Source organism: Micromonospora violae (genome assembly GCF_004217135.1).
GTDB lineage: Bacteria > Actinomycetota > Actinomycetes > Mycobacteriales > Micromonosporaceae > Micromonospora > Micromonospora violae.
On the sequence record NZ_SHKK01000001.1, the window covers coordinates 4,239,659 to 4,257,826 of the forward strand.

General features: G+C 70.2%; 18 protein-coding genes. 4 read left to right on the top strand and 14 right to left on the bottom strand.

Annotated features, from left to right (window positions below; translation table 11 throughout):
• Positions 1–130: 130 nt before the first annotated feature.
• Positions 131–1,033: a phytanoyl-CoA dioxygenase family protein gene (locus EV382_RS18710; protein ID WP_165435827.1), complete on the top strand. Its 903-nt coding sequence runs from the start codon at positions 131–133 to the stop codon at positions 1,031–1,033.
• Positions 1,034–1,136: 103 nt separating this feature from the next.
• Here the strand turns inward: EV382_RS18710 and EV382_RS18715 are convergent, their stop codons facing one another.
• From EV382_RS18715 to EV382_RS18750, 8 genes are all read right to left on the bottom strand, one after another.
• Positions 1,137–1,778, bottom strand: a complete 642-nt coding sequence (locus EV382_RS18715; RefSeq protein ID WP_130403683.1) for an MOSC domain-containing protein — start codon at positions 1,776–1,778, stop codon at positions 1,137–1,139.
• Between the two features lie 45 nt (positions 1,779–1,823).
• Entirely contained in the window at positions 1,824–2,654 is an 831-nt protein-coding gene (locus EV382_RS18720) for a carbohydrate ABC transporter permease (RefSeq protein WP_130403685.1), read from the bottom strand.
• Positions 2,651–3,637: a carbohydrate ABC transporter permease gene (locus EV382_RS18725; RefSeq protein WP_130403687.1), complete on the bottom strand. Its 987-nt coding sequence runs from the start codon at positions 3,635–3,637 to the stop codon at positions 2,651–2,653. Before EV382_RS18725 ends, EV382_RS18720 begins: the two co-directional genes overlap by 4 nt.
• Positions 3,634–4,914, bottom strand: a complete 1,281-nt coding sequence (locus EV382_RS18730) for a sugar ABC transporter substrate-binding protein (RefSeq protein ID WP_130403689.1) — start codon at positions 4,912–4,914, stop codon at positions 3,634–3,636. Before EV382_RS18730 ends, EV382_RS18725 begins: the two co-directional genes overlap by 4 nt.
• A 249-nt stretch (positions 4,915–5,163) precedes the next feature.
• A complete protein-coding gene (locus tag EV382_RS18735; protein WP_130403691.1) occupies positions 5,164–5,448 on the bottom strand; it encodes a GlsB/YeaQ/YmgE family stress response membrane protein in 285 nt (94 codons plus the stop codon).
• Positions 5,449–5,860: 412 nt separating this feature from the next.
• Positions 5,861–6,145 carry a GlsB/YeaQ/YmgE family stress response membrane protein gene (locus EV382_RS18740; RefSeq protein ID WP_130403693.1) on the bottom strand — a complete coding sequence of 95 codons (285 nt, stop codon included), beginning with the start codon at positions 6,143–6,145 and terminating at the stop codon, positions 5,861–5,863.
• A gap of 339 nt (positions 6,146–6,484) precedes the next feature.
• On the bottom strand, positions 6,485–8,362 hold the full coding sequence (gene lepA, locus EV382_RS18745) for a translation elongation factor 4 (RefSeq protein ID WP_130403695.1): 1,878 nt from the start codon (positions 8,360–8,362) through the stop codon (positions 6,485–6,487).
• 116 nt (positions 8,363–8,478) lie between these two features.
• A complete protein-coding gene (locus tag EV382_RS18750; protein WP_130403697.1) occupies positions 8,479–9,015 on the bottom strand; it encodes a DUF4240 domain-containing protein in 537 nt (178 codons plus the stop codon).
• A 61-nt stretch (positions 9,016–9,076) separates the two neighbouring features.
• Here EV382_RS18750 and EV382_RS18755 point away from each other — a divergent pair, with 61 nt between their 5' ends.
• Both EV382_RS18755 and rpsT read left to right on the top strand, forming a co-directional pair.
• Entirely contained in the window at positions 9,077–10,063 is a 987-nt protein-coding gene (locus tag EV382_RS18755; protein WP_244236752.1) for a phosphotransferase family protein, read from the top strand.
• A gap of 327 nt (positions 10,064–10,390) precedes the next feature.
• Positions 10,391–10,657 (top strand): 30S ribosomal protein S20, encoded by a 267-nt coding sequence (gene rpsT, locus EV382_RS18760; RefSeq protein ID WP_030336508.1) that lies wholly within the window; start codon positions 10,391–10,393, stop codon positions 10,655–10,657.
• 127 nt (positions 10,658–10,784) lie between these two features.
• On the opposite strand, the gene EV382_RS18765 is transcribed toward rpsT, so the two are convergent.
• The 6 genes from EV382_RS18765 to EV382_RS18790 all read right to left on the bottom strand — a co-directional run bounded on the left by EV382_RS18765 (position 10,785) and on the right by EV382_RS18790 (position 17,313).
• Positions 10,785–11,198 (bottom strand): hypothetical protein, encoded by a 414-nt coding sequence (locus EV382_RS18765; RefSeq protein ID WP_130403701.1) that lies wholly within the window; start codon positions 11,196–11,198, stop codon positions 10,785–10,787.
• Positions 11,199–11,203: 5 nt separating this feature from the next.
• A complete protein-coding gene (holA, locus tag EV382_RS18770; RefSeq protein ID WP_130403703.1) occupies positions 11,204–12,184 on the bottom strand; it encodes a DNA polymerase III subunit delta in 981 nt (326 codons plus the stop codon).
• Between the two features lie 412 nt (positions 12,185–12,596).
• A complete protein-coding gene (locus EV382_RS18775; protein WP_244236969.1) occupies positions 12,597–14,975 on the bottom strand; it encodes a ComEC/Rec2 family competence protein in 2,379 nt (792 codons plus the stop codon).
• A gap of 71 nt (positions 14,976–15,046) precedes the next feature.
• Positions 15,047–15,883 carry a ComEA family DNA-binding protein gene (locus EV382_RS18780; RefSeq protein ID WP_130403705.1) on the bottom strand — a complete coding sequence of 279 codons (837 nt, stop codon included), beginning with the start codon at positions 15,881–15,883 and terminating at the stop codon, positions 15,047–15,049.
• 102 nt (positions 15,884–15,985) lie between these two features.
• Positions 15,986–16,792 carry a hypothetical protein gene (locus EV382_RS18785; protein WP_130403707.1) on the bottom strand — a complete coding sequence of 269 codons (807 nt, stop codon included), beginning with the start codon at positions 16,790–16,792 and terminating at the stop codon, positions 15,986–15,988.
• Positions 16,793–16,881: 89 nt separating this feature from the next.
• Complete coding sequence (locus tag EV382_RS18790) at positions 16,882–17,313, bottom strand: VOC family protein (RefSeq protein ID WP_244236753.1); 432 nt, start codon at positions 17,311–17,313, stop codon at positions 16,882–16,884.
• Positions 17,314–17,976: 663 nt separating this feature from the next.
• Here EV382_RS18790 and EV382_RS18795 point away from each other — a divergent pair.
• Entirely contained in the window at positions 17,977–18,168 is a 192-nt protein-coding gene (locus EV382_RS18795; RefSeq protein WP_244236754.1) for a GntR family transcriptional regulator, read from the top strand.

Below are 18,168 nucleotides of genomic sequence, written 5' to 3' on the forward strand. Positions count from 1 at the left end.
TTCTCTCGCTGCGCGCGGTCCCGCTGCGGCCCAATCCCCACAACACGCCCTCCCGATGCTCGGGCGACCGCGTTACGATCGGCGGCCTGTGCCAGAAAAGGTTTCACCTCATGGGGAGGGGTACGACGCGGTGTTCGATTACGGCGACCGGACCGGTTACGAACCGATCAGCGACACTGACCGCAAGGAGTTCCACGAGCAGGGCTTCCTCCTGCTGCGCAACGTCCTGACGGAGGACCACCGGGCGGCGCTGGAGGCGGCGGTCGACCGCGTCTACGCGGAGGAGCAGGCGAAGGGCACCACCAAGAAGGACGGCACCCTGCACCTGCTGGGCTTCCTGGAGCGCGACGAGCTCTTCGGTGAGCTGCTGACCCACCCGATCGCCTTCCCGTACATGTGGGGGCTGGCCGGCTGGAACATCTACACCCACCACAACCACCTGGACGTCACCCCGCCGGCGCTCGAGCCGGAGAAGCCGTACTGGGGTTGGCACCAGGACGGGTACCGGCAGAACTCCGACCCGGAGACGATGGACCCGAACCTGCCCCGGCCGATGTTCTCGCTCAAGGTCGCGTACGTGCTGTCCGACCTCTCCGAGACCGGCCGCGGCGCCACCAAGGTCATCCCGGGCAGCCACCTGTGGAACTCGCTGGACCGCCCCAAGGACCTCAGCGTGCACAACCCGGACCCGGAGGGCACGGTGGAGATCACCGCCAACCCGGGCGACGCCTTCATCTTCGACCGTCGGCAGTGGCACTCCCGGTCGACGAACCTGTCGACCATCACCCGCAAGATGCTCTTCGTCGGCTACACCTACCGGTGGATCCGTCCGCTGGACGAGCTGCACCCCGACGTGGACGGCGAGTGGTACCGCAACCGCACCCCGGTGCAGCGCCAGCTGATCGGTGAGGGCACCCACACCGCCAACTACTGGGGCATCAACTGGGACGGGTACGTCGACGACGAGATCCCGCTGCGCAAGGAGCTCAAGGAGCGCGGTCTGCTCGACCGCAGCGTCCCCTGGCTCCGCTGACCCATTGCTCGCAGGACGGCCCCCTGTCAACGCTCGGCGATGGCAGGGGGCCGTTGCACGTCCGCCCCTGGGCGAGTGCCCCGGCGTCTCTGCGAGCCGCCGGTCAGCCCTGGCGGGTGAGGCGGCGGCGGACCTTCTCCCGGATCGGCTCCGGCAGGCCCTCGGCGTCGAGCAGCCGAGGCAACAACTCCGGCTCCAGGCTGGTCGCCCGGAACACCTCGCCGATGGTCACTCCGTGCGCCGGCCGGTCCACCACCTCGACCGGGTCGCCCGCGCCGACCTCCCCCTCGCGCAGCACCCGCAGGTACGCCCCGGGCGACGCCCGGACGGTGAACCGCCTGATCAGATCCGGTACGCCCCAGAACCCCGCGAAGGTGGTGCAGGGGGTACGCGGCTTGGTGACCTGGAGCAGGGCCGAACCCACCTGCCACTGCTCGCCGATCACCGCACCCGTCACGTCGACCGCGTACGTGGTCAGGTTCTCGCCGAAGCCGCCGGGCGGTATGGGGCGGCCCAGTTCGGCCACCCACCAGGCGGCGTCCTCCTCCGCGTACGCGTAGACCGCCTGGTCGGGACCGCCGTGGTGGGCCCGCTCGCCGATGAAGTCGCCGGCCAGGCCGCCGGTGAGCACCGACACCGGGCCGTCGACCGGCCGCTTGTCGATGCCGCTGCGACCGCTCGCGTCACCGGCCCATCCCGCCTCGGTCACGATGCCGAGGTTCACCGCTGCCACCCTGCCCGTCATGACCGTCAGCCTAGGGCGTGGCGCGCAGGCGTCGGTCGCGCCCGGTCAACCCTTGACGGCGCCGGCCACCAGGCCGGAGACCATCCGACGCTGCACCAGCAGGAAGAAGATGATCACCGGCAGGGTGAACAGGGTGGACGCGGCCATCACCGGCCCCCAGTTGGTGTCGTCCCGACCGAAGAAGAAGGTCATCGCCACCGGCAGCGTGTAACGGCCCTGGTCGTTGATGAACGTCAACGCGAAGATCAGCTCATTCCACGCGGTGATGAAGGAGAAGATGCTGGTGGCCACCAGGCCGGGCGCGACCAGCGGGAAGAGCACCCGCCGGAAGGTCTGCGCCCGACTGGCTCCGTCGATGGCCGCCGCCTCCTCCAGTTCCTTCGGCACCGCGGCGACGAAACCGCGCAGCATCCACACCGCGAACGGCAACGAGAATCCGAGGTACGTGAGGATCAGGCTGGGCAGGGTGTTGTAGAGCCCCAGTCGCTGGATCATCAGGAACAGCGGGATGACCAGCGCCTCCAGCGGGATCATCTGCACCACCAGCAACATGATCAGAAAGCTGGTCCGCAGCCGGAACCGGAACCGGGCCACCGCGGTCGCGGCGAGCAACGCCACCAGACCGCTGAGCACCACAGTGGAGACAGCGACCAGCGCGCTGTTGAGGAAGAAGTCGAGGAAGCTGACCCCGGGGATCAGGTTGCCGGTCAGGATCTCGCGGTAGTGCGCCAACGTCGGATGGGTCGGCACCGGCTGCGGGGTGGCCGAGAAGATCTCGTTGCTCGGCTTCAGCGACGTGGAGATCATCCAGTAGACCGGGAACGCCGCGAAGAGCGCGACCAGCAGCCCGGCGCCGTTGAGGGCGACCTTCTTCACGACTCGTCCTCCTGCCTGAGCACCATCCGTACGTAGAAGCCGGTGACCACCAACAGGATGAGCGTGAGGATCACCGCGATGGCCGAGCCGAGCCCGTACTTCGGCGGCGGCGAGAAAGCTTCGGCGTACGAGTAGATGGCGAGCATGAACGTCGGCCGGTCCTGGGTGCCGCCAGCCAGCACGAACTGCTGGGTGAAGACCTTGAAGTCCCAGATCGTGGAGAGCACGATCAGGATCCCGAACACCGGGCGCAGCAACGGAAAGGTGATCGTCCAGAAGACCCGCCACGGGCCGGCGCCGTCCACCCGGGCCGCCTCGTGCAGCTCACTCGGCACGCTCTTGAGACCGGCGAGCACACTCACCGCGATGAACGGGAACGAGTGCCAGACCACCACCAGGGTGAGGATGGCGAAGAAGAGCAGGGGCGAGTTGAACCAGCCGTAGCCGGTCCAGTCGCTACGCCCGAACACACTGTTCGAGAGCCCGTCCGGCAACGCGTTGAACAGCCACGTGACCAGGCCGCTCGTGTCGTCGAAGATCCATTTCCAGACGATGGTGCCGGTCAGCGCCGGCGTGGCCCAGGCGAGCATCACGCAGCTCGCCACGAACGTCGCCATCTTGCGACCGAGCCGGTTGAGCAGCAGCCCCACCAGGGTGCCGAGCACCATCGTGAGCAGCACGTTGGCCGCGGCGAACAGGACCGTGTTGCGCAGCACGGTCAGGAAGAACGGGTCGGCGAGGATCTCGGCGTAGTTGCCGAACCCCACCCACGGCCACTCCCGATCGCCGCGCAGTTGCCGGACGCTGTTGAGCCGGTAGAAGGACATCACCACCACCTGGCCGAGCGGCCAGAGCAGCAGCACCCCGATGATCAGCAGGGCGGGCAGGAGCAGCAGGTAGGGCAGGCGGTCCACCCGGCGACGCCGCCGCGCGGGGGTCTCCCGCGCGGCGGCCGCCTCCGGCACCTCGGTCAGCGTGGTCACTTGGCGTTGAGAATGCTTTCCATCTCACTGGCCGCGTCGGCGGTAGCCTTCTCGACCGTCTTCTGACCCTTCATGACCGAGCTGTTCATCGCCTGGGTCACCGTCTTCGTCCGGCTGACCTCCACCCACTTCGGGGTGAGCGGCGTGAGCTTGGTGTTCTGCATGGTGGTGGCGAACGCCGCCATCACCTTGTCGTCCGCGTACGTGCCACCGGAGACCAGGTCCTGGTAGACCGGGAAGAAGCCGAGGCTGCTCGCGAAGCTCTGCGCGTTCTTCTTGTTCAGCAGCACGGTCAGGTAGTCCCAGGCCAGGTCCTGCCGCTGGCTGTCCTTCCAGATCGCCACGTCCGAGCCGCCCGCGAAACCGGGCGCGGCCTTGCCGTCCGGGCCGGGGATCGGGAACGTACCCCAGACCTTCTCGATCTCGGGGTTGTCCTTCTTGATGGCGCCCTGCTGCCAGCTACCGGCGAAGGCCATCGCGGCCTTACCGGTGGCGAACTGGGTACGCGCGTCGATCTCGTTCCACCCGGCCGCCGCTGGCGGAGCCACCTTGTGCACGGTCACCAGGTCGGTCCAGAACTTGACGGCCCGCTGCGCCTCGGGCGTGGTGTAGCCGGACTTCCAGGTGCCGCCCTGGTTGCTGGCGATCTCGCCGCCCGCTCCCCAGAGGAAGGAGTAGAAGGGCAGCTCGGAGTTGCCGGGCAACGCGATGCCGTAGGTGCCCTTCTTCTTCGCCTGCACCGTCTTGGCCACGGTGACCAGCTCGTCCCAGGTCTTCGGGGGCTGCACGCCGGCCTCGGCGAACCAGTCGGTGCGGTAGTAGATCGCGCGCACACCCGCGTACCAGGGCACGCCGTACTGCTTGCCGTCGAGCTGCGCGTTGCGCACCAGGTCGGGCAGCAGGTCCTTGCCGTCGGCCCAGCCGCCCATCCGACCACTCACATCGGCGAGCGCCTCCTGGGCGGCCCAACCCTGAGTCTCGGTGTTGCCCAGCTCGGTGATGTCCGGCCCCTCACCACCGGCGAGCGCGGCCTGGAACTTCTTCGGCGCCTCCAGCCAGGGGATGTACTGCACGACCACATCGGTGTCGGGGTGCTTCTGGCGGAACTCGGCCTCGACACCGTCGAGGAAGGAGTTTTGCGCGTCCCCACCCTCGCCCATCATCCAGACCGTGAGTTTGTCGTCGGCCGCATCGCCGGAGCCTCCACAGCCGGTCAGCACCATCGCGGCCGAGGCCACCACGGCGGTGACCGGGGCCAGCCGCTTCCACCTGTTCACGCCACTTCTCCCCTCGCGCCGCCTGGAACTAACCTTCTCCGCCGCACCCTAGTACGGAGAATTCCTTTACGACAGTGGGTGGGACTGGCCGAAACGTGGCGACCGTACCGCAGCGGCCCGACGACCGAGGTCCGGCACCGGACCAAGTTGGGCAGTTCAACACGAAAGAGCGCCCAGCTCTCGGCCGGGCGCTCTTTCGAGTCGTGCTCTCCTACCAGTGGTGCTGTGTCGCCAGATGATGCCGGGTCGTTATCGGGTGACGCGACGGCGACCACCCACACCGGCCACCAGCGCGACCGCGATCGCGGCCACCACGACCTGCACCAGCAGTTCGCCCCAGTCGACACCGCTCGTCTCGGTCGCGATGCCGATGGCCCGCGCCAGGACCGTGCCCAGCAGCGCCGCGCCGATACCGATCAGCAGGTGCAGCCAGATCGGCATGTTCTGCCGACCCGGGACGACCAGGCGACCGAGCGCGCCGACGATGAGACCGACAACGATCGCAGTGATGATGCCCCACACGGTGAACTCCACGGCCACCCTCCTTCAAAGAATGTCTGACACACGATGCGTGTGCTTCCTGTCGTGACCGTTAATTGCCCGACCCCTCGAAAATCCAAACCGACTGCACGCACCAAACGATCACGATTTGGCCGACAAGACCACGTTCCACCCCGGGCCCACCGGCGGGCATCCCCGGTGGACGGCCGGACGGCCGCCACACGATCAAGATCAACACGAGGTCATTGAATCCGTGGCATCAGAGCCACCGGGACACCTCGACATCACGAAAACCGAGTCGATCACCGCGACGCAGCCGCCGAAGACCACCCGACCGGCACCGGAACCGCTGGCGCGGACGGCCGGCGGAACGCCGATGGGCGCCCGACCTGTCGGCCGGGCGCCCATCCGGAGATGTCGCGGTGGTGCGGGTTGGTGCTGCGGGTTATCGGGTCAAGCGGCGGCGGCCACCCACACCGGCCACCAGCGCGACCGCGATCGCGGCCAGCACGACCTGCACCAGCAGCTCGCCCCAGTCGATGCCGCTCGTCTCGGTCGCGATGCCGATGGCCCGCGCCAGGACGGTGCCCAGCAGGGCCGCGCCGATACCGATCAGCATGTGCAGCCAGATCGGCATGTCCTGCCGGCCCGGGACGACCAGACGGCCGAGCGCCCCGATGATGAGACCAACAACGATCGCAGTGATGATGCCCCACACGGTGAACTCCACGGTCGCCCTCCTTCAAAAGAATGTCTGGCACACGAGGTGTGTGCTTCCTGTCGTGACGGCTAAGTGCCCGACTCACCGAAAGCCCAAACCGATTCACCTGTTGGGAGAACGCAGATTGTCAATGCCTGAGCAGTGCGTCGATTGGTGCAGGCGTACATTCACACAGGTAGGAGCCCGTCTCATCGACCCGCGCCCGCCACCACAGCGGCACAAAACTTCCGCGCCCGACGGTCACCCTCGTTGCACCAGCGGCACAGACTGGCAGCCGAGCGCGCGACACGCCCGGCAACGCAGCGCGCCCGGGCACGTGTGGCACCCGGGCGCGTACGGCGTGGCGACCTACTTCTTGCCGGCGGCCTTGCCGTCGCCGGACTCGGAGGAGAGGGCGGCGATGAAGGCCTCCTGCGGGACCTCGACCCGGCCGACCATCTTCATCCGCTTCTTGCCCTCCTTCTGCTTCTCCAGCAGCTTGCGCTTACGGCTGATGTCACCGCCGTAGCACTTGGCGAGAACGTCCTTGCGGATCGCCCGGATGGTTTCCCGGGCGATGACCCGGCTGCCGATGGCCGCCTGGATCGGCACCTCGAACTGCTGGCGCGGGATCAGGGTACGCAGCTTGGCGGCGATGGTGACGCCGTAGTTGTACGCCTTGTCCTTGTGCACGATGGCACTGAACGCGTCCACCGGCTCGCCGTGCAGCAGGATGTCCACCTTCACCAGGTCGGACGCCTGCTCACCGGAGGGCTCGTAGTCGAGGGAGGCGTAACCCTTGGTACGGCTCTTCAACTGGTCGAAGAAGTCGTAGATGATCTCCGCGAGGGGCAGCGTGTAACGCAGCTCCACCCGGTCAGCGGAGAGGTAGTCCATGCCGAGCAGGGTGCCGCGCCGGCCCTGGCAGAGCTCCATGACCGCGCCCACGTAGTCGTTGGGCGTCAGGACGGTGGCCCGGACCACCGGCTCGTACACCTCGGCGATCTTGCCGGTGGGGTACTCGCTCGGGTTGGTCACGACGATCTCCGCGCCGTCGTCCGTGATCGCCCGGTAGACGACGTTGGGCGCGGTGGAGATCAGGTCGAGGTTGTACTCGCGCTCCAGCCGCTCCCGGATGATCTCCAGGTGGAGCAGGCCGAGGAAGCCGCAGCGGAAGCCGAAGCCGAGCGCACCAGAGGTCTCCGGCTCGTAGTCCAGGGCGGCGTCGTTGAGCTTGAGCTTGTCCAACGCCTCGCGCAGGTTCGGGTAGTCGGACCCGTCGATCGGGTAGAGACCGGAGTAGACCATCGGCTTCGGGTCCTTGTAGCCGCCCAACGGCTCGGCCGCCGGCCGGCTGTTGATGGTGACCGTGTCACCGACCCGGGACTGCCGGACGTCCTTCACACCGGTGATGAGGTAGCCGACCTCGCCGACGCCGAGCGCCTCGGCCTTGACCATCTCGGGGGAGATGACGCCGATCTCCAGCAGCTCGTGCACCGCCCCGGTGGACATCATCTTGATCCGCTCGCGGGCGCTGATCCGGCCGTCGATGACCCGGACGTACGTGACGACGCCACGGTAGACGTCGTACACCGAATCGAAGATCATCGCCCGGGCGGGCGCCTCGGCGTCGCCGACCGGTGGGATGAACTGCCGGACGATCTCGTCGAGCAGGTGCGGGACGCCCTCGCCGGTCTTGCCGGAGACCCGGATGCAGTCGGCGGGGTCGCCGCCGATGAGGTGCGCCAACTCCTCGGCGTACTTCTCCGGCTGCGCGGCCGGCAGGTCGATCTTGTTGAGCACCGGGATGATGCGCAGGTCGTTCTCGAGCGCCAGGTAGAGGTTGGCCAGGGTCTGCGCCTCGATGCCCTGCGCGGCGTCGACCAGCAGCACGGCACCCTCGCAGGCGGCCAGCGACCGGGACACCTCGTAGGTGAAGTCCACGTGCCCCGGGGTGTCGATCATGTTGAGGACGGCGTGCTCACCGGCCCGCTCACCCTCACGGATCGTCCACGGCATGCGGACGGCCTGGCTCTTGATGGTGATGCCGCGCTCGCGCTCGATGTCCATCCGGTCCAGGTACTGCGCGCGCATCTGCCGGGGGTCGACCACGCCGGTGAGCTGCAACATCCGGTCGGCCAGGGTCGACTTCCCGTGGTCGATGTGGGCGATGATGCCGAAGTTCCGGATGCGACCGGGGTCGGTGGCACCAGGGGCGTTCGCGCCGGGATCGAGCTTCGGTGGCACAGCGGTCCGTTCTGGTCGGCTGACGTGAACAGGCCGGCGCGCCGCCGACCCCCTCTATGTTCCCACGCCGCCGGGGCGCGCCCGATGCGCGGGCGATGGATCGGCCCGAGGACCCCTCACTCCATCGGCGGCTCGACGAAGAGCGCGGCCAGCCGGGGCAGCCGGCGACGCGCCTCGTCCTCGTCGTCGAAGTCCCAGAAGTCGTTCAGGTCCGGCGTCCGCACCGGGTCGCGGTCCGCCGGCAGCTCGGTCGCGGTGGCCTTGCGGTACGCGTCCCAGGGCACCGAGAGCATCTGCTCGGCGGCGAACTCCTCGCCGCTGAGCGAGGCCGCCCGCACCTGAGGCAATTCGGCCAGCGAGTCCGGTTCGGCGACCGCGCGGGCGAAGACGGCCCGCCCCTGGGTCATCAACCAACCCCGGAAGTGTTCGAAGCCGTCGGCCGAGGCGCCACCGTTGATCAGGTACGCCGCACCCCACAGATCCGCCTTGTGCGAGGCGGCCAGCACCCGCATCTGGTGCCGCGCGTACCCGATGATGTCCTCCGGATCGCGCTCGGCGAGCAGCGCGACGGCCCGCGCGGCGACCGGGCCGGGCTCACCACCACCGCCGGCCCGCGCCTCGTCGATCAGCTTCCAGAAGTCCTCGGTCCTCATGGCTTGGCAGTCTGGCAGTGTCGCCGTGCGTCGCGCACGTACCCCGGGGCAGCATGGTGGGGTGTCCGCTCCCCTGCTGCCGCCGGTGCCGTACCACGCGAGTGCCCTGCGCCCGTCGTGGCCGGAGTTGCCGGCGGCGCTGCGGGCCGCAGTCGCGGACCGGCTCGGCGCGCCGGTGGTCACCGCCCGGGTCGCGGGCGCGGGCTTCACCCGGGGGTTCGCCGCCGTGCTCGGCACCGCCGACGGTGGTCGGGCCTTCGTCAAGGCCGCACCCGCCGCCGAGCAACCGCATCTGGTCGACTGGTACGCCCGAGAGGCCGCGATCCTCGACCGGCTGCCGGCGGACCTGCCGGCGCCCCGCCCCCGCTGGACCCTCGCCGCGGCCGGCTGGTTCGTGCTCTGCACCGACGCCGTCGACGGACACACCCCGCGCCTGCCCTGGGTGCCCGCCGAACTGGACGCCACCCTCGCCGGGTACGCGCAGGTCGCCGCCGCCCTGGCCGACCCACCGGCCGAGCTGACCGCGCTCGGCCTGCCGCGCCTGGCCGACCTGGCCCGGTCGGACATCCTCTGGTGGGAGGAGGTCGCCGCCGGTCGCGAGCCGACCCCACCCCTGCCCGCGCGGTTTCAGGGCCGACTGCCCGAGTTGGTGGAGTTGGAGTCCCTCCTCCCCCGGTACGCCGCCGGGGCGACCGGACTGATCCACGGTGACCTACGGGTCGACAACGTACTGATCGGCCCGGACGGCCGAGCCTGGTTCTGCGACTGGACCTGGGTCTGCTCCGGCCCGGCCTGGTTCGACCTGGCCGGCCTCCTGCTCACCGCGTACGCCAGCGGGCTGGACGCCGACCGGCTCTTCGCCACCCACCCGGCCGCTGCCGGTGCGCCCCCGGACGCGCTGGACGCGACCCTGGCCGCCCTGGCCGGCTACCACCTGACCGGCGCTGCCGCCGCACCGCCGACGGCCTCGCCGCACCTCCCCGCCCACCAGCGCTGGAGCGGCGAACAGTCGCTCGACTGGCTGGCCCGCCGCCAGGGCTGGCGATGACGGCGGCGGCGCGGCCCGGCGGCGGCGCGGCCCGGCGGCGGCGCGGCCCGGCGGCGGCGCGGCCCGGCGGCGGCGCTTGATCGACTCGGGTTTCTTGAAATCGGGCCTTCTGACGTGGTCGGATGCCCCGATTTTCAGGAAGCCGAGTGGATCAAGCGTCGAAACGTCCGAGTGAGCCCCGGCCACCCGGGAGAACGCCGTTCGGACCGAGCCGTTTTGGCTCGTCCGGGGCGACCTGGTAACCTGGCTCTTCGCGTGGCGATGACGCATGTTCGGCATCACGCGCAATAAGCTGACCAACCCGAGCTATCAAGACGAGGCTGTCGCGTGGCGAACATCAAGTCCCAGATCAAGCGCAACCGGCAGAACGAGAAGGCCCGGCTGCGCAACAAGTCGGTCAAGTCGTCGCTGAAGACCGCCGTCCGGAAGTTCCACGAGGCTGCCGAGGCCGGTGACGTCGAGAAGGCGACCGCGCTCATGCTGGACGCCTCCCGCAAGCTGGACAAGGCCGTCAGCAAGGGCGTGATCCACTCCAACCAGGCCGCGAACCGCAAGTCCGCGATCGCAAAGCGCGTGGTGGCGCTCTCCGCCTGACGACTTCACCGTCAGACTGATTCGGAAAGCCCCGGGCTCAGGCCCGGGGCTTCCGTGTGTCCAGAGGCCGGCCGTTCGGTTTCTCCGGGCCGGCCGTTCGGTGCGTGGCCCCGCCGGGGGTCGGCGCTCAGTCTGACGGGTTGGCCTGCCGGGGAGGTGGCACCGGGTCGGCGGTGATCACCACGCCGGGAACGCTGTGCGAAACCCACTCCACCCGGGCTCGGCCGACCACCGGTTCCATCTGCCGGCGAAATCGGTCCCGTTCCTGCTCAGGCACGAGCGCGGCGGAGCGGACCACGACCGCGGCCACCATGTCGTTGAGCTTGACCATGACCGCCACCACGATCGGCAGCACCAGCACCGCCCACCAGCTGACCAACTCGGCGAGGGCGAGCAGCACCGCCAACGCGATGGCGCCCTCGAAGAAGAGGAAGCACAGCACGCCGCCGGGGTTGACGAACCGCAGGCCGAGCAGCCGGGCGTAGAGCGGTCGGTAACGCTCCTCGTCCACGGAAATGGTGGCCCACGCGGGGCGGTTCACCCTTGTCACCTGGTGCTGCCCTGCCGGGCCGCCGCGACTGAGAAGACCGCACGTTCCAGGGCGTACGCCCGGTCGTCGGAGCCGCCCTTGACGGCCGCGTTGCACTCGGCGGCGGCCTGCATGGCCCGCACCAGGCCCTCCGGCGTCCAACCCCGCCCCTGCCGCTGTGCCCGCTCGATCTTCCAGGCGGGCATTCCGAGGCTGCTGGCCAGCTGGTACGGGCTACCCCGCCCGGCCGATGCCACCCGCGCCACGGTGCGCACCCCGTCGGCGAGGGCATCGGCGATGGGCACCGGGTCGACCCCGACGTGCAGGGCCCAGCGCAGCGCCTCAAGCGCCGCCGGCACGTCGCCGACCATGGTGGCGTCGGCCACCGTGAAGCCGGTCACCTCGACCCGACCCCGGTAGTAACGGGAGACCGTCTCGGCGCTGATCCGCCCATCGGTGTCGGCGATCAGTTGAGAACAGGCAGCGGCCAACTCGCGCAGGTCGTTGCCGACCGCGGCGATGAGCGCCTCGGCGGCGTCATCGGTGCACTTTCCGCCAGCTCGGCGGATCTCGTCGCGGACGAAGGTCACCCGGTCGCGGTGCCCCTTGAGCTTGGCGGCCGGGACCACCGTCGCGCCGGCCGCCCGCAGGCCGTCGGCGAACGCCTTGCCCTTGGCACCTCCGAGGTGCAGCACCAGCAGTTGGACGTCCGGGTCGGGATTCTTCGCGTACGCCAACAACGCGGCGACCAGGTCCTTGCGGGCATCCTGGCCGGAGCGCAGGATCAGCAGCCGCCGCCCGCCGAACAGCGAGGGGCTGAGCATCTCGGCGATCTCGCCGACGGTAAGCGCACTGGCCTGGTATTCCCGGACGTCCACCTCGGGGTCGACGGAGCGGACCTTCGCGACAGCTTCGGTGACCGCGCGCGTGGCGAGCAACTCCTCATCACCGAGGACGAGCAGAATGGGGGCGAGGCTGGCGGGGGTCACGCCGCCCATATTCGCACGGCCTGCGGCGGGATCGTGCCTGCTCATTCACTGCTTGGTCGGCGCAGCCCGCACTCAGTGCAAATCCAGACATCTGCCTCAATTCCCCATTTAATCCTCAATTCGTGTAGACAATGGGGTCGCTTCTTGATCCACACGGGATCAAGGAAGTCGCGGTGTTAGACCGCCGGTGACACCGCGACGTCAAGAATCCCGAGTCGATCAAGGGCCCGGACGGCGAGCGGGAGTCCGATTGCCGGCCCGCGAGTCAGGACTGCCGACCTGCGGCGCAACGCCACGACCCGGCAAGGCCGCAGGCCCGGCAAGGCCACGGACCCGCAAGCCGCAGACCCGGCAAGGCCACGGACCCGACAGGGCCGCAGGCCCGGCAAGGCCACGGACCCGACAGGGCCGCAGACCCGGCTCAGGGCTGTCGGCCTGCGGGCACGCCTCGCCGGGCCACCGCCAGACCGGCGCCCATTCGGACCGCCGCCACGTCGCCGTCCGTGTCGGTACGCAGCACCCGCACGCCGCCCCTGCCCAGCCGGGCGAGCAGCCCCGGACTTGGGTGCCCGTAGGTGTTGCCCGTGCCCACCGGCACGAGCGCCACCGTCGGCCGCACCGCGTCGAGGAAGCCCGGGTCCTGGTACGCCGAGCCGTGGTGCGCGACCTTCAGCACGTCCGCCCGGAGCTGGCCGGGTGCCGCCCGCGCCACCATCGCGTGCTGCTCCTCGGTCTCCGCGTCACCGGCCAGCAGGATCCGCACCCCGGCCACGGTGGCCCGCAGCACCAGCGAGTTGTTGTTCGGGTCGGATCTCGTCCCGGCCAGCGGGTACGGCGGGCCGAGCACCAACAGGTCGACTCCACCCACCGGATGGCGAGCGCCGGCCACGGTGGTCAGCAGCGCGGCCCGCCCGCCAGCGGCCGCGGCCCGAACCAGGTCCCGGCCGCCCTCCGGGTCGGTAGACGATGGCGTCAGCACGGCACCCACCCGCCTCCCTCGGAACACCCCGGCCACCCCGCCCACATGATCCGCGTGAAAGTGACTGATCACCAGCAGGGGGACCTCCCGTACGCCGAGCCGACGCAGGCAACCGTCCACCGCCCCTGGTTCCGGCCCGGCGTCCACCACCACCGCCCGACCGGGGGCGACCGGAAGCACCAGGGCGTCGCCCTGACCCACCGCGCACGCCACCACCACCCAACCGGCCGGCGGCCAGCCGGCGGCTACCAGCCGAACCGGCAGGGCACCCACCACGGCGGCGACCCCGACCACCGCCACCAGTCGGCGGACGAGTGGCCGGCGCACCGCGATCAGCAGCGCAACGGTCAGGCCGGTCAGCAGCAGGGCACCGGGCACCCCGCCCGGCCACGGCAGGGTGCCGCCCGGCAGTCGAGCGCCCTGCCGGGCGATGACCACCAACCACCAGGCCGGCCAACTCGCCAGCCACGCGACGAACTCGGCACCGGCCGGCCAGAGCGGCGACACCATGGCCGCCAGGACGCCCAGTACGGTCGCTGGCGCGATGGCCGGCACCGCCAGGAGGTTGGCCGGCACCGCCACCAAGCTCACCGTGCCGGAGATCCCGGCGACGACCGGGCCGCAGGCGAGTTGGGCGGCCGCCGGCACGGCCAGCGCCTCGGCCAACCCGGGCGGTACGCCCCGCCGACGCAGCCCGTCCCGCCAGCGCGGTGCGAGCAGCAGCAGGCCACCGGTGGCCAGCACGGAGAGCGCGAACCCGGGGTCGCCGGCCAACTCGGGATCGACGAGCACCAGCACGGTCACGGCGGTGGCCAACGCGGGCAGCGCCGCGCGCGGACGACCGGCGGCGAGGGCAGCGAGCCCGATCGCTCCCATCGTGGCGGCCCGTACGACGCTCGGCGACGGGCGGACCAGAATGACGAACCCCACCAGCGCCACCCCACACAGCGTGGCGGCGAGCCACGGACCGGCCCTCGACCACCGGGCCAGCAACAACACCGCACCCACCACGATCGCCACGTTGGAGCCGGAAACCGCGTTGAGATGAGTCATTCCGGTGGCCCGAAAGTCCTCCTCGACGGCGGGTGGCAATCGGCTGGTGTCGCCCACCACCAGACCGGGCAGCAGCCCGCCGGGGTCGTCGGGCAGCGGAGCGCAGGCGCGTTGCAGGCCGGTACGCAGCGTCCCGGCGGCCCGCTGCGCCCAGGACGGCGCGCCGTGCCGCTCCGGTGGGTCGTTGGTGCTGAGCACTGCCGCGGTGAGGTCGCCACCGCGCGGAACGCCGAGCCGGCCGTCGGCGGTGAGGCGCTGCCCGGGCAGCAAGCCCCGCCACGCCGGGTCGGTCGCCAGGACGAGCAGTCGCACCGAGGCGTGGACCCGCCCGCCGTCCGGGCCGGTGAGCCGCACCAGCTCGGTCGACACCAGCACCATGCCCGGCCGACCGGCGCTCCGGATCGGACGCGGATCGTCCCGGACGACCAGGTCGGCGGTGACCGGAGCGCGTTGCTCGGCCAGGGCGCGGATCGCCGGCGCGTCGCGCACGGCGAGCCGGGCGGCGGTGGCCGCACCACCGCAGAGCACGCCGAGGCCGACCGCCACGACAACCCACCCGTAGCGCCGCACCACGGCTCGGGGACGGCCGAGGCGGCCGAGCAGGTGCATTGCACCAACCCCGACCAGACCGGCCGCCGCGCCGGCCACCAGCAGGACGGCCCGGCTCCCGAGGTGCAGGCCGGCGAGCGCGGTGAGCCAGGCCGCCACGGCGAGCCCGGCCAGTCGCAGATCCGGTGGCTGGGACGGAGCCCCGCCGGCCGTCGACACGGCCTGAGCCGGCTCGGCCCGGGGCCGGCGCTGGGCGATGCGCGGCGGCGGTGGACCAGTGGCGGACCCGCTCACACCGTCACCAGGTCCTTGAGCTGCTCGTAGCGGGCATCACCGATCCCGTCGACCTGGCGTAGGTCGCCAACGGATGTGAACCCGCCGTGCTGATCGCGATGGGTGAGGATGCGTTGGGCGAGCACCGGCCCGACCCCGGGCAGCGCATCGAGCTGCGCCAGGGTGGCGGTGTTGAGATTCAGCGGCCCGCCGGCGGGCGCCACACCGCCCGCCGCAGGCCCGGCCGCACCGCCCGGCACCGGCGGTGGCGTCACCCCGACCACGATCAACTCGCCGTCGGTGACCTTGCGGGCGGGGTTGAGCAGCGCCACGTCGACTCCGGGCAACGCGCCGCCGGCCGCCTGAACCGCGTCGGCGAGACGGGAGCCGGCCGGCAGGCGTACCAAACCTGGTTTTCGAACCTTGCCCGCGACCGCCACCACCAATTCGCCGGAGCCGGGCGCGCTGGGCTCACCCGCCGGCGTGGCCGACACGGCGTCGCTGAGCAGCGGGGTGACCGGCTCCGACCGGGGTCGAGCCTGCCAGGCCCAACCTGCCGCACCCAGGACCACCACCACGGCCACCACTGCCAGGGCCCGCACGCCCCGCCGCCCGGGGTCGAACGCCCCCGGCCCGGGCAACCGCGACTCGGGCGGAGCCGCAAGGCCGTCCGACGCCGGCTCGACGACCGGCGCGGCGGACCGGGAGGTCAGCGCGTCCGTGAGTGGCGCGCCGACCACGGACGACGGGGGTACGCCCGGGATCGGCGCTGCTGGCCGGGGAAGCGGTGCGACACCCGTCTCCGTCAGCCGGCGCAGGCGCTGGCGTACCTCTGTCTCCTCGTCGTGCGACACAGCGCGACGCTATGGCGGCGGCCGGGGCGGTGGAGGGTGAACGCCTCGCCCTGTGGACAGTCGTCACCACTGTGGACAACGCCCTGATCATGCTCGAATCTGCTAGGCGCGGAGCCGAGCGCGATGTGACCTGGGAAAACCGGCATATCCGAATCCTGCGTGGACCCGCCCGGGCACGCCTGACCGTCCGCCGGGCAACCCCGTCAGCCCACGAACACCGCGAGCCTGCCGTTTGACGGCGCTTCCCCAGGTGGGCTGCGGGTCGGTGGCATAGGGCTGGCCGACCGGCTGCGGGGTGTCATCCTCGGGCCGGGGCCGCCCGGCCAGCATGCAGAGCACGGCGAGAACGACGAAGACGACCGGCAGGAGGGCGAAGTTGCCCGGACCGGTGGCGACCTCCTCGGGCGAGCGCGGGTCGACCAGGCCCTCAGGGTCCCGCACCACGACGACGCGTTGCCCCACCGTGCCTTCCGGGTTGTTCGACGCGCCGATGCTGCTCCCCGGCCACATTCCCAGTTCACCGGGAATGCGCCGGTCGTACTGGTCGGCGAGTGTGTAGTAGAGGTGACGACCCTCCTCGCTGCCGTCCCGCACATCGATCACGGTCGCCACGACCCGTTCACCGCGAAGCGTGAGCACTGCCGCCCACAGCGACCCGGCGGCCACGAACATGAGGAGGGAGCTGAGCAGCCAGGCCACCGACAGCATGATCATCCGGGGTGGCGGCGAGGCCACCAGACCAGCCACCACCAGGGCGGCGCACCACACCACGGTGCCCGGCACGACCACCTCGTCGGCGCGGATCCGGGTTGTTGCGGCCAGGGCACCGATCGCACCGGTGAGGGTGAACACCAGCAGATACCACGCGCCCAGTCGGTTGATGAAACGACGACGACCACGGGTCCTCATGGCGGCAGGGTAGGACCGGCAGGCAACGGCCGGACCGTGTCGGCTCCGGCGGACACACCACCAGAGCCGACACCGTCCTGGACGAGCAGCTACAGGTACGGCCGGGTGATGATCTCGATGGCGTGGCCGGCGGGGTCGAAGAAGTAGAAACCCCGTCCACCGTGCTCGGTGTTGGTCTCCCCCTCCCGCTGGAGCTGGGGATCGGCCCAGTACGTGATGCCACGCCGCTGCACGAACGCCAGGCACCGTACGAACAACTCGTCGTCGACGAGGAACGCGTAGTGCTGCATCTGGATATCCACCGGCGGCTCGGCGAACTGGAGCAGCACGCCCTCGTCCAACTGGACGTTGACGAACGGCCCCCACGCAGGCGCCTCCGGCAGCTCGAACAGTTCCCGGTAGAACGCCGCCGAGGCGCTCTTGTCCTTGCTGGCGATGATGGTGTGGTTGAACGTGACTGTCATGCGTACCGTCGTCTTCCCGGTCGATCCGAAGACCCGGCCGGAGGCCACAGTGCTCACCCAGCCACCCAGATGACGAAGCCCCGAAGGCACCGACGCCCCCGGATCCCGCCCGAGAGACGCGTGAGTCGCATCGATCTCGGCGTAGTGGCTGAAGTAGCCAGAACCTCCGGGGGGGTAGGCCCATCTGGGGCGCGCACGGAGGCTAACACAGCCGACCGAGCCGCTTGTTCACCGTTTTTGAAGCATGACGGATGCGACTTCTGCCAGAAGCGCCAACGCCCAGTCGAGCTGTCGAGCTGTCGACAGTCGTCGTGTCCCCGGCACTCCAGGCACCCGCCCGCCCGCCACGGCCGGTCGAGCGCCCGGGTCCAGTGAACATCGAGTACGCGGTTAGCTATGAACAGTTCGGTCGCCGCGGATACCGGTTCATCGATTGGCATGTTCCACGCCTCCACGCGATCCGAGGTAGCCCGCCCTGGGGGTCGAAGCCTTGTGACGAACTCCCTCAGGGCGGGCGGACCGGATACCTCAGGAGTGCTGAAGTCCGGGAGCACCCGGTCACTATCTCACTGTATCCACTGTCTCAGTGTAGTCAAGTTCTCACTGTCTCCACTTTGCTGCGTTGTCACCTTGTCTCGACCACGTCCGGGCTGGAAACATGATCTCCGCTGAAGTCCGGGAGAGCCGCTCATGCCGACGAGACCACCGCACTACCGCCGCGTGGCGGATGACATCGAGCAGAAGATCCGCTCGGGCGAATACTCGCCTGGCCAACAATTGCCGTCGGTGTCCGAGATAGGCGAGCTGTACAACGTGGCGCGCTCCACGGCCTATCGGGCCGTCAAGGAGCTGCACGAGCGGAACCTGATTTACGGTCAACAGGGCCAGGGCGTCTTCGTCGCCGACAGCTGA